This is a genomic window from Salinisphaera orenii subsp. halophila YIM 95161 (assembly GCF_003732545.1).
GTDB lineage: Bacteria > Pseudomonadota > Gammaproteobacteria > Nevskiales > Salinisphaeraceae > Salinisphaera > Salinisphaera orenii_A.
In genome coordinates, this window is the sequence record NZ_AYKF01000085.1 from 22,456 (window position 1) to 33,941 (window position 11,486).

7 protein-coding genes are annotated in these 11,486 nt (G+C 68.7%); 4 read left to right on the plus strand and 3 right to left on the minus strand.

Annotation, left to right across the window (positions count from 1 at the left end):
* The first annotated feature begins 73 nt into the window (after positions 1-73).
* Positions 74-1,054 carry an HTH-type transcriptional regulator CysB gene (gene cysB / locus SAHL_RS09890; RefSeq protein WP_123591255.1) on the plus strand — a complete coding sequence of 327 codons (981 nt, stop codon included), beginning with the start codon at positions 74-76 and terminating at the stop codon, positions 1,052-1,054.
* Here the strand turns inward: cysB and serS are convergent.
* Complete coding sequence (serS, locus tag SAHL_RS09895) at positions 1,048-2,346, minus strand: serine--tRNA ligase (protein ID WP_123591256.1); 1,299 nt, start codon at positions 2,344-2,346, stop codon at positions 1,048-1,050. The two genes, cysB and serS, sit on opposite strands and share 7 nt — an antisense overlap.
* A 19-nt stretch (positions 2,347-2,365) precedes the next feature.
* Between serS and SAHL_RS09900 the strand changes: the two genes are divergently transcribed.
* Positions 2,366-6,034 carry a PAS domain-containing hybrid sensor histidine kinase/response regulator gene (locus SAHL_RS09900; RefSeq protein ID WP_123591257.1) on the plus strand — a complete coding sequence of 1,223 codons (3,669 nt, stop codon included), beginning with the start codon at positions 2,366-2,368 and terminating at the stop codon, positions 6,032-6,034.
* A 632-nt stretch (positions 6,035-6,666) separates the two neighbouring features.
* Here the strand turns inward: SAHL_RS09900 and SAHL_RS09905 are convergent.
* Entirely contained in the window at positions 6,667-7,356 is a 690-nt protein-coding gene (locus SAHL_RS09905; protein WP_342782250.1) for a response regulator, read from the minus strand.
* A gap of 478 nt (positions 7,357-7,834) precedes the next feature.
* Here SAHL_RS09905 and SAHL_RS09910 point away from each other — a divergent pair, with 478 nt between their 5' ends.
* Together SAHL_RS09910 and SAHL_RS09915 are read left to right on the plus strand one after the other, a co-directional pair.
* The gene (locus SAHL_RS09910) at positions 7,835-9,223 is read left to right on the plus strand and encodes a DcaP family trimeric outer membrane transporter (protein ID WP_123591258.1); all 1,389 of its coding nucleotides are present in this window, start codon (positions 7,835-7,837) and stop codon (positions 9,221-9,223) included.
* 138 nt (positions 9,224-9,361) lie between these two features.
* Positions 9,362-10,036 (plus strand): haloacid dehalogenase type II, encoded by a 675-nt coding sequence (locus tag SAHL_RS09915; RefSeq protein ID WP_123591259.1) that lies wholly within the window; start codon positions 9,362-9,364, stop codon positions 10,034-10,036.
* A 177-nt stretch (positions 10,037-10,213) separates the two neighbouring features.
* On the opposite strand, the gene SAHL_RS09920 is transcribed toward SAHL_RS09915, so the two are convergent.
* Positions 10,214-11,486: replication-associated recombination protein A (locus SAHL_RS09920; RefSeq protein ID WP_148045535.1), on the minus strand; the 1,273-nt coding region annotated here is incomplete at its 5' end.

Consider the following 11,486-nt stretch of genomic DNA (forward strand, 5'->3'; position numbering starts at 1 on the left):
GCAGATAGAAATATCTTTTTATAGTTTAATAATATGTTGGAATATAAAATCCATGCCGGAGGGAAGGCGCGCCATGAAGCTACGCCAGCTCGTCTACATCAGCGAGGTCGCCAAACGCCAGCTCAACATCACCGCCGCGGCCCAGGCCCTGCATACCTCCCAGCCGGGGGTGAGCAAGCAGATCCGGCTGCTCGAGGAGGAGCTCGGCGTGCTCATATTCGAGCGCAACGGCAAGCATCTTGACCGCGTCACCCCCGCCGGCGCGCGCATTCTCGAGACCGCGCGACGGGTGCTCTCCGAAGTGGAGAACATCACCCGCACGGCCGACGAGTTCGCCGATACCGATCGCGGCTCCCTGTGCGTGGCCACCACCCACACCCAGGCCCGCTACGCCCTGCCCGGCGTCATCCAGCGCTTCCGGCAGGCCTATCCGCGGGTCTCGCTGCACATCAACCAGGGCGCTCCGCCGCAGATCGCAGCCTGGGCCGCGGCGGGCGACGCGGACTTCGCCATCGCCACCGAGGCACTGGAGCACTTCGACGAGCTGGTCATGCTGCCCTGCTATCACTGGAACCGCTGCGTGCTGGTCCCGCGCGATCACGCGCTGGCCGGCGTCGAGCGCATCGAACTCGAGGCGCTGGCCGAGCAGCCTATCGTGACCTACACCTTCGGCTTCACCGGCCGCTCGCATCTGGATGCGGCCTTCGACGCGAAGGGACTGACGCCCAACGTGGTGCTCACCGCCGTGGACGCGGACGTCATCAAGACCTATGTCCGCCTCGGGCTGGGCGTGGGCGTGATCGCCAACATGGCCTACGATCCGGCCACCGACACCGACCTCGTGCGCCTGGACGCCAGCCATCTGTTCGCCTCCAGCACGACCCACATCGGCTTCCGGCACAACCTGTTCCTGCGCGGCTACATGCGGCGCTTCATCGGCATGTTCGCCCCGCATCTGACCGGCGAACGGCTGGACCGGGTGCTGGAGACGTTTCCGGGCGCCGAGTACGAGGCGCTGATCCGCGAGATCCGGGATTCGCTGCCGCGCTACTGAGCGGCCGCCGCCTGCCCGGCCGGTGCCAGGCGCGTGATGCCACCCATGAACGGCTGCAGGGCCGCCGGGATCGCCACGCTGCCGTCGGCCTGCTGGTGGTTCTCCAGCACCGCGACCAGCGCCCGGCCGATCGCCAGGCCGGAGCCGTTGAGCGTGTGCAGCAGCCGTGGCTTGCCGGTGTCCGGGTCGCGATAGCGCGCGCCCATGCGCCGGGCCTGGAAATCGCCGAAATTGCTGCAGGACGATATCTCGCGATAGGTCCGCTGGTTGGGCAGCCAGACCTCCAGGTCGTAGGTCCGTCCGGCGGCGAAGCCCATGTCGCCGGCCGCCAGCGCCACCACGCGATACGGCAGCTCCAGCGCCTGCAGGATGGACTCGGCGCTGGCGGTGATCGCCTCGAGGGCGGCTTCGGAATCGTCCGGGTGCACCATCCGCACCAGCTCGACCTTCTCGAACTGATGCTGACGGATCATGCCGCGCACGTCGCGGCCGGCCGCACCGGCCTCGGCCCGGAAGCACGGCGAATGCGTGACGAACCGCAGCGGCAGCGCCTCCGCCTCCACGATGCTGTCCGCCACCAGATTGGTCACCGGCACCTCGGCGGTCGGGATCAGATAGTAGTCGGCCGGCTCGGCCAGGCGGAACAGATCGTCGCCGAACTTCGGCAGCTGGCCGGTACCGAACAGCGAATCGGCGTTGACGATGTAGGGCACGTTGAGCTCGGTGTAGCCGGCGGCCGTGTGCGTCTCCAGCATGAAGGCGATCAGCGCCCGGTGCAGACGCGCCACGCCGCCCTTCATCACGGTGAAGCGCGCGCCGGTGATCTTCGCCGCGGCGGCGGCATCCATGCCGGCCAGCCCCTCGCCGATCTCCACGTGATCGCGCACCTCGAAGTCGAACCCGGCCGGCTCGCCGACGCGGCGCAGCTCGACGTTGTCGTCCTCGGACAGGCCGTCAGGCACACCGTCGTGCGGCAGATTGGGCAGGCCGCTGCGGATCTCGTCCTGTTCGGTCTGGACCGCGTCGAGCTCGCGCTTGGCCGCCTCGAGCTGATCGCCCAGGCCGCTGACCTCGGCCTTGAGCGGCTCGATGTCCTCGCCCGCGGCCTTGGCCTGGCCGATCGCCTTGGAGCGGCGATTGCGTTCGGCCTGGAGTTCCTCGGTGCGCGTCTGCAGCGCCTTGCGGCGCGCGTCGAGCGCGGCGTAAGCGTCGGCGTCGAACTCGAAACCACGCCGCGCCAGCGCCGTGGCCACGGCGTGCGGGTCATTGCGAAGCAGGCGGGGATCGAGCATAACGTCGAGAACTTGGGATTTGCGCGGCATTATATGGGCCGCATCGGTCGCCTGCAGCCCGCAGGCGGCCCGCACACCCACACGCCGAGCGGCCGACGCGCCGCGGGGGAGAATCGCCATCGTCAGCGCCTGGGTCCTGATCGCGCTTTCGCTGATCTACATCAGCATCCTGTTCGCCATCGCCTATGCCGCGGATCGACGCGGCCGGCTGCAGAAGCGGCCGGGCCCGCGGCCGGTGGTCTATGCGCTGTCACTGGCCGTCTACTGCACCTCGTGGACGTTCTTCGGCAACGTCGGCAGCGCGGCGACCGAGGGCTGGACGTATCTGCCCATCTATCTCGGGCCGATGGCCGCCCTGCTCGTGTTCTCGCCGGTCCTGCGCAAGATGCTGCTGATCTCGCGCCAGCAGAACACGACCTCGATCGCCGATTTCATCGCCGCGCGCTACGGCAAGTCGCAGGGGCTGGCTGCGCTCATCTCGGCCATCGCGCTGCTGGTCGTGCTGCCCTACATCGCGCTGCAGCTCAAGGCGCTGACGATGTCGTTCAATACGCTCACCCAGGGCGCGCGCGTGTCGACCGTGGTCGAGGCCCCGGATGCGCCCTGGGTCGACACCGGGCTGTACGTGGCGATCCTCATGGCCGCGTTCTCGATCGTATTCGGGACCCGCCACGTCAATCCGCGGGAGTCCCATCAGGGCCTGATCCACGCCATCGCCTTCGAGTCGATCGTCAAGCTGGTGGCGTTTCTCGCCGTGGGGCTGTTCGTGGTCTACGGCATGTTCAACGGCCTGGACGATCTGTTCCGCCAGGCCGGTACGGTCTCCGCGTTCAATGATCTGTTCGATCAGCCGCTGATCGACGCGCGCTTCGTGACCACCTCCATCCTCGCGGTCGCGGCCATATTCTGTCTGCCGCGCCAGTTCCACGTCGGCGTGGTCGAGAACACCGATACCCGCGACCTGGTGACCGCGCGCTGGCTGTTCCCGCTGTATCTGTTCCTGATGTCGCTGTTCGTGGTGCCCCTGGCCGCCGCCGGACTGGTGCTGTTCGCGCCGGGCGAGGTCAATCCGGACCGGTTCGTGCTCGCCCTGCCGCTGGAGGCGGGCGCCGAGAGCATCGCGCTGCTCGGCTACGTCGGCGGCGTCTCGGCCGGCACCAGCATGGTCATCATGGCCACGGTGACGCTGGCGACCATGCTCTGCAACGAGGTCGTGGTGCCGCTGGCCATGCGTATCCCGCGGCTGGGGTTCATCGGCAATCCGGACCTGAGCCGCTCGCTGCTGCGCATCCGGCGCATCCTGATCGCCGTGATCCTGGTGCTGGCCTGGTGCTGCTACCGGCTGTTCGGCACCACCGAGGCGCTGGCCTCCATCGGCCTGCTGTCGTTCGCGGGCGTGGCGCTGTTCCTGCCGCCGCTGATCGGCGGGCTGTATCTGCGCCGGATCGGCCGCAAGGGCGTGTTCGCGGGGCTCGTGGCCGGACTCGCGGTCTGGCTCTACACGCTCGTGCTGCCCAACCTCGCTTCGGTGGGCTGGTTCGACAGCGCCTGGATGGCGACCGGGCCGCTGGGCATCAGCTGGCTGACGCCGCAGGCGTTGTTCGGATACGACTTCGGCGACACTCTCACCCACGGCGTGTTCTGGATCCTGGCGGCCGACATCGCGGTGATGGCCGCGGTGTCGCTCAACACGCCGACCACCCTCATCGAGCGCGCCCAGGCGATCGCCTTCGTCGATCTGGGTATTCCGCGCGCCAACCCCCGGCCGGTCGACGACCGGCAGCCGGCGATCCGCGTGGCGGAGCTGGAGGTGCTGCTCCAGCGTTTTCTCGGCCCGCAGGCGGCGCGCGCCGCGCTGGACGAATACGCCGGCCGCCACGACCGCGATCTCCTGTCCAATCAGCTGGTGGACGCGAGCCTGCTGCAGTTCGCCGAGCGCCGGCTGGCCGGTGTCGTGGGCAGCGCCTCGGCGCGGCTGATGCTGGCCTCCGGACTGCGCCAGCGCGATCTGGCGATCGACGACATGGTACGGCTGCTGGATCGCACGGCCGACGCCGTCCAGTTCAACCGCAGCGTGCTCCAGGCCGCGCTCGAGAACATCGACCAGGGCATTTCGGTGATCGACCAGGACCTGCGGCTGGTCGCCTGGAACAGCCGCTATCTGGAGCTGTTCGAGTATCCGCCGGGGCTCGTGCGTACCGGTCGCCCGGTGGCCGACCTGATCCGTTTCAACGCCATGCGGGGCGAATGCGGCCCCGGCCCGGTCGAGGAACACGTGCGCAAGCGTCTGGCCCACATGCGCGAAGGCCGGCCGCACCGCTTCGAGCGCCATCGGCACAACGACACCGTGCTGCAGATGACCGGCAATCCGATGCCCGGCGGCGGCTTCGTGACCACGTTCAACGACATCACCGCGTTCAAGCAGACCGAGGCCGCGCTCACCCGGGCCAACGAGGAACTGGAAGCGCGCGTGGCCGAGCGCACGGCCGCACTGTCACGCGCCAACGAAGGCCTGCGCCGGGAGAACGATCAGCGCGCCGCCGCCCAGCGCGCGGCCGTGGACGCCCGCCGCGAGGCCGAACGCGCCAACCAGAGCAAGACGCGCTTTCTGGCGGCCGCCAGCCACGACCTGCTCCAGCCGTTGAATGCCGCACGGCTGTTCGCGGCCTCGGCCGTCGAGGACGGCGGCACCGACCGCGCCCAGGCACTCACGCATATCCAGGCCTCCCTCGAATCGGCCCAGGCCCTGCTCGAGCCCCTGCTCGATATCTCCAAGTTCGACGCCGGCGCCTGGGAGACGAACGAGATCGACTTCCCGCTCGCACGCATCCTGGAGCCGCTGACCGTGGAGTTCGACGCGCTGGCCCGTCAGGCTGGCCTGACGCTGCGCAGCGTGCCGTCGGGCTGCTGGGTACACAGCGACCCCACCCTGCTGCGGCGCATCCTGCAGAACTTTCTCTCCAACGCCGTGCGCTACACCCCCGACGGTCGCGTGCTGATCGGCGTCCGCCGCGAGGCCGAAACCGTACGGATCGAGGTCTGGGACACGGGGCCGGGGATCGCCAACGACCAGCTGGCCTCGATCTTCGACGAGTTCCAGCGCGGCGCCTCGAGCACGGCCTCGGGCGAGCGTGGCCTGGGCCTCGGCCTGTCGCTGGCCGACCGCATGGCGCGCCTGCTCGGCCATACGATCGATGTGCGCTCATCGGTCGGCCGCGGCACGCGGTTCTGCATCCGCGTCGCCCGTGTCGCGCCGCACGAGAGCACCGCGGCAACCACACTGGACGAGACGCCGACGGCCGACGCCGCGCTCGCGGCACACCAGGTGCTGTGCGTGGACGACGACAGCGCGTCGCTCGACGCCATGACGGGCCTGCTCGAGCGCTGGCACATCGAATGCATCACCGCGCCCGCCGAGGACGCGGCCGCCGTGCTCGGCGACGAGCCCATGGACGCCGCGATACTCGACTACGATCTCGGCCCCGACGCCCCGGACGGACTCGAACTGGCCGAACGGCTGCGCGCGGTCCGCGACGTGCCCTGTCTCCTGGTCACCGCCAACCGCGACCGCGCGATCGCGGCGCGGGCGCGGGCACTCGGCGTGACCGTACTCTACAAGCCGCTGGCCCCGGCCAAGTTGCGGGCTGCGCTCAGCCAGGCGACGCGCGGCGCCGCGCGCGAGGCATGACGCCGTTTCGCGGTAGCAATACGACCGCGGCCGGCGCGGCACGTCCCTCGGGCACGTTATCGATACGCCCGGCGGGCCACCGCCTTACCCACCGACCCAGCGGAACGCTTGACGTCGGCGTCGGCGCCGGCCCATCACTATGCAAATCGCGGGTGGCCGCCCGGCGATTGCTGGGCAGAGCCGGAGTGCCGGCCGATTGGGCGGCCCCATGGGTGATCTTCTATCGCTGCGATTCAGCGTCACCGGCCGCGCGGGCGACCGTCTCTATCGCCGCGAGCCGGCCGGGGCTGATGGCATTCGCCACCAGCCGCTTTCGACCCGCGCCCCGGCGTGCGAGACGATGCATCCCAGCGACGCTGAAAACAACGAAACCGGCCCCGCGGCGGGACATCGTCGCGGCACAGCCCAAGGCCGTGCCGCGAGACCCGGCCGGCGGCCGCGATCACAGCACGCATGAATCGTAGCTACCGGGCGCACAGCGGGCCCCGACGCACGACAGACCTCGGGGCACCGCCGACAGCGAAATCGATCTCCGCAGCGACTGTTTCGATGCCGTGGCCATGCCAAGCTGCTTCAGCCGCGCTCAGGGCGTAACCGGAATATCCGCCGCCCACGGCAGCGGGAGCGTGGTGTCAGTCGCCGGTAGCGCCCTGCGACCCACGGCCGTAGCTGGCCCAGTCGATCTCGAGACTGCGCGCGGCGATGACCGCCTGGGTGCGTGTATGCACGCCGAGTTTGCGCAGGATCGCGGTGATGTGGGCCTTGACCGTGGCCTCGGAAATATCGAGATCGATCGCGATCTGCTTGTTGAGCAGACCGTCGGTGAGCATGATCAGCACGCGCTGCTGCTGCGGCGTCAGCAGTGCCAGCTTGTCGGTGAAGGCGTCGTCGCTGTTCTCGGGCGCGTCCGGCATGTCCGGCGCCCAGGTGCGGCCGTCGAGCACGGTGGCGATGGCCTCGGTCATAGTCTCCGGCGAGGCCGACTTGGGGATGAAGCCAGCAGCGCCGTGGTCCAGCGACGCCCGCGCCACGCTCGCCTCTTCGTAGGCCGAGACCACGATCACCGGCAGCGCCGGCGCCACGCTGCGGGCGTGCACCAGCGCGGAATAGCCCCGGGCGCCCGGCATATTCAGATCCAGCAGCAACAGATCGGCCGTGGCATGCGCCTCGAGCGCGGCGCGAAGCTCGTCGAACGAGCCGACGGTCTGTAGCTCGGGCGCGTCCAGACACTGGTTCACGGCGTTGCTGAGCGCGGTCCGGAACAATGGATGATCATCGGCGATCAGGACCGTCATGCGCTGCGCCTGTGTTTCGGCTGCCATAGGCTCTGCCCCACTCCGCGAGCTGGAATCATATACGACGAACCGATATCAGACTTATTGCCAATAGTCGCTGTCGGAACGCCCGCACAGGATGCCCACCACAAGGCGAAAAGGCCAGCGCCAGGGATGTTCGGCAAACCTCATCTTTTCGTCTGGCGCAGCGGCACGGGACGGGGGCGAAACGTTGTTTTTTTCCGAAATCCGGATTACCGCCGTGCGCGAATGACAACCCGTGGGAACAGCATCCAGCCGGGCTCGCAACCCCAGTGACCGGCCCGGCCCGCCGGCACATTTCATTGCAGAAGCCAATAAAAAGCGACGGCGGCAGCGATACCGTCGAGACTAGACAGTCAACGGTATACAGTTTAGATTCGGAATCCTGTTCCGCAATGGAAGGGTCGCCGGGCGCCGCTTCGGCCTCTCGTCACGGCCCGGGGACAGACCGCGATAGTGCGCAACACAGCAAAGGGGAGATTCAATGAATACGTCACTCAAGGGCGCCTCGGCGCTGACGCTGGGGCTGGTCATCGCGACCGGCGCCGGTATCGGCTCGGCGAATGCCGCCACCAACGCAGAACTCGAACAGCGCATCCAGCGTCTGGAGCAGATGCTGCAGGAAACGCGGGCGCAGCAGCAGGCGGACACCAACATACGCAGCGCCGAACCGGACATGGACAAGTCGTCCAAGCTCGATCAGCCGGACGAAGGCTTCCGCCTGTCGGACAACACCACACTCAAGGTCGGCGGCTACGTCAAGTTCGACACGGTCTACAGCACCTCCAGCGACGGCCCGGTCGGCGAGAAGGGCCGGAATTTCTATATCCCGTCGACGATTCCGGTCGGCAGCGATGACAGCTACAGCTACACCGACTTCAACGCCCGCCAGACGCGCATCAACCTGACCAGCCTCACGGAGCTGGGCGATCACAAGATCAAGGGCTTCGTCGAGTTCGACTTCTACGGCACCGACGGCAGCGACGCGCTGAGCAACGACTTCGCGCCGCGGCTGCGTCACGCGTTCATGGAGATCGACGACACCTGGCTGTTCGGTCAGACCTGGTCCAACTTCATGGACCTCCGCGCCTTCCCGGAGACGCTGGACTTCTTCGCCTCCAACGAAGGCATCGTCTACGCGCGCCAGCCGCAGGTTCGCTACACCAATCATGACTGGACCCCGGGCGAGCTGTCTTTCTCGCTGGAGAACCCCTACACCAGCCTCGGCGCCGGCGAAGATGTATCGCTGGTCGATGGTGATGATGACCCACTTTCGGAAGACGAAAGCGGCCTGCCGGAAGCCACGGTCAGCTACACTCAGTCGACCGGCTTCGGCCACCTGAGCCTGGGCGGCCTGGTTCACGAGGTGTCGGCCGACAACCTCGAGAACACCAACTCCGTCATCGAGGACGACAGCGCCCTCGGCTACGGCGTGCGCCTGTCCGGCACCGTCAATCTCGGCGGCAGCGGCGACAAGATCGGCTTCTCGGGCACCTATGGCGACGGCCTCGGCCGCTACCTCGGCCTGGGCGTGATCGACGAGGGCTATGTCGACAACAGCGGCGACATCGAGACCATCCCGTATGTCGGCGGCTATGCCTTCCTGCGCCACTACTGGAGCCCGAAGTGGCGCTCCAATTTCGTGGTCGGCACGCTCCACGTCGACAACGATGATGCGCAGACCCCGGTCCCGCTTGATAATCCGAATAACGACGTGACCAAGAAGGTCAACAGCGTCCACGCCAACCTGCTCTGGAATCCGCTGGAGCCGATCACGCTGGGCATCGAGTACGCCTACGCCGAGCGTGAGGTCGAAAGCGGCGCCGACGGCGAGATCAACCGCGTGCAGGCCTCGGCCAAGTACGCGTTCTGATCGACGCGACATAGCCGGCACCGCCGGCACGACGACGGCCCGCCTCGCGCGGGCCGTTTTCGTTGGGGCGAGGCAGGCTGGCGGCTGCGCCTGCCGAGGCGATACGCTGCGCATATCCGCCCCGCTGGACCGCTGGCCATGCCGACCCGTCATCTCGTGTTCGACGTCAACGAGACGCTGCTCGACCTCACGCCCCTGGATTCGCTGTTCGCCCGTCATCTCGGCGACGCGGGCCTGCGCCGCACCTGGTTCGCCAGCCTGCTGCACTGGTCGACGGTGACCACCCTCACCGGCGATTTCATGGACTTCTCCGCACTCGCCGGGGACTGCCTGGACGCCGTCGCCCGGGCCCGGCGCATCGATCTCGACGCCGACGCGCGCGAGGCGATCTTCACCGCCATCGGCCGGCTGCCGCCCCATCCCGACGTGGTGCCCGCACTGGAGCGGCTGCGCGCCGCCGGCTTCACCCTCATGGCGCTGACCAATTCGGCCCAGCAGACGGTCGACGCCCAGTTCGAGCACTCGGGGCTGAGCGAACACTTCGACCACGTGCGCTCGGTGGCCCACGCACGCTGCTACAAGCCGCACCCGGACGCCTACGGCGTGGCCACCGACACGCTGGCCTGTGCGCCGGCATCGCTGTGTCTCGTGGCGGCCCACGACTGGGACGTCACCGGCGCCCTGCGCGCGGGTTTCAACGGCGCCTTCGTGGCCCGCGAGGGCGCGGTCTACAACAATGCGGGCACGCCCCCGACCGTTGTCGGCGACGATCTGACCGCCGTCACCGACCGGCTGATCGCCGCCTACGGCTGAGACCGGGGAACGATTACTGCGCGCGCCGTGTCGAGGCCCGCATACGCGCCGATCCGGCGCGGGAGCGCCGGCCGAGCCACATCGCGACGCGCCGACCACGCCGCTCCGGCGTTTCCGATCCCTCGGGGCCGGCTGCCGGTCTGATCACACGCGGCCGCGATCCGGCGCCGCCGGGGCTCAGCCGTCGCGCGAGGCCTCGGGATGGCTGCGGGTCGCGCGCTGCTCGCCCTGGGCGTCACGCTCGCGCAGGCGGGTGAGCTTGTCGCCGATCTTGATCTCCAGCCCGCGCGGCACCGGCTCGTAATAGCGCGTGCCCACCAGCGCTTCGGGCAGATAGGTCTCGCCCGCGGCATAGCCGTCACCCTCGTTGTGGGCGTAGCGATAGCCCTCGGCATAGCCGAGATCCTTCATGAGCGTCGTCGGCGCGTTGCGGATGTGCATGGGCACCTCCAGCGAACCGTGCTCGCGGGCGTCGCGCCAGGCGGCGTTGAAGCCGGCATAGACCGCGTTGGACTTGGGCGCGCAGGCCATGTACGTCGCCGCCTGGGCGATCGCCAGTTCGCCCTCCGGCGTGCCCAGACGCTCGTAGGTGTCCCAGGCGTCGAGCGCGATCCGCAGCGCGCGCGGATCGGCGTTGCCAATGTCCTCGCTGGCCATGCGGGTGATGCGCCGCGCGACGTAGCGCGGGTCGCAGCCGGCCTCGAGCATGCGCGACAGCCAATAGAGCGTGGCGTCCGGATCGGTCCCGCGCACGCTCTTGTGCAGGGCCGACATCTGGTCGTAGAAGTAGTCCCCGCCCTTGTCGAAGCGTCGCAGGCCCTCGCGCAGGACCTCGTCGAGATCGTCGCCGGTGATCGCCGCGCCGGCGGCCTCGTCGCGCCCGGCGGCGATGTCCGCGGCGAGCTCGAGCAGATTCAGCGCCCGCCGCGCGTCGCCATCGGCGCGCACCGCGAGCCGGTCGCGCAGGGTGTCGTCCATGGCCAGCCCGCGATCGCCGAGACCGTGCTCGGCGTCGGCCAGCGCCCGGTCGATAAGCGTGCGGATGACGTCGGCGTCGAGTGCGCGCAGCACGTAGGTGCGTGTGCGCGAGAGCAGCGCGTTGTTGACCTCGAATGATGGGTTCTCGGTGGTCGCGCCCACCAGCACCAACGTGCCGTCCTCGACGTAGGGCAGCAGGCCGTCCTGCTGCGCCTTGTTGAAACGATGGACCTCGTCGACGAACAGCAGTGTGCCGCGGCCGTCGCGCGAACGCGCGTCCTTCGCGTCGGCGACCGCCGCACGGATGTCCTTGACCCCGGCCATGACCGCCGAGATCTGCACGAAACGGATGTCCACGGCCGCGGCCAGCAGCCGCGCCAGCGTCGTCTTGCCGGTACCGGGCGGGCCCCAGAGAATCATGGAGTGGATACGCCCGGCCGCCAGCGCGCGCGCCAGCGGCTTTTCCGGGCCC

Bases quoted from the DNA above. Each gene is read 5' to 3' on its own strand.
- SAHL_RS09915 (WP_123591259.1), top strand. From the start codon at position 9,362: ATGCCGACCCGTCATCTCGTGTTCGACGTCAACGAGACGCTGCTCGAC.
- cysB (WP_123591255.1), top strand. From the start codon at position 74: ATGAAGCTACGCCAGCTCGTCTACATCAGCGAGGTCGCCAAACGCCAG.
- serS (WP_123591256.1), bottom strand. From the start codon at position 2,346: ATGCTCGATCCCCGCCTGCTTCGCAATGACCCGCACGCCGTGGCCACG.
- SAHL_RS09905 (WP_342782250.1), bottom strand. From the start codon at position 7,356: ATGGCAGCCGAAACACAGGCGCAGCGCATGACGGTCCTGATCGCCGAT.
- SAHL_RS09910 (WP_123591258.1), top strand. From the start codon at position 7,835: ATGAATACGTCACTCAAGGGCGCCTCGGCGCTGACGCTGGGGCTGGTC.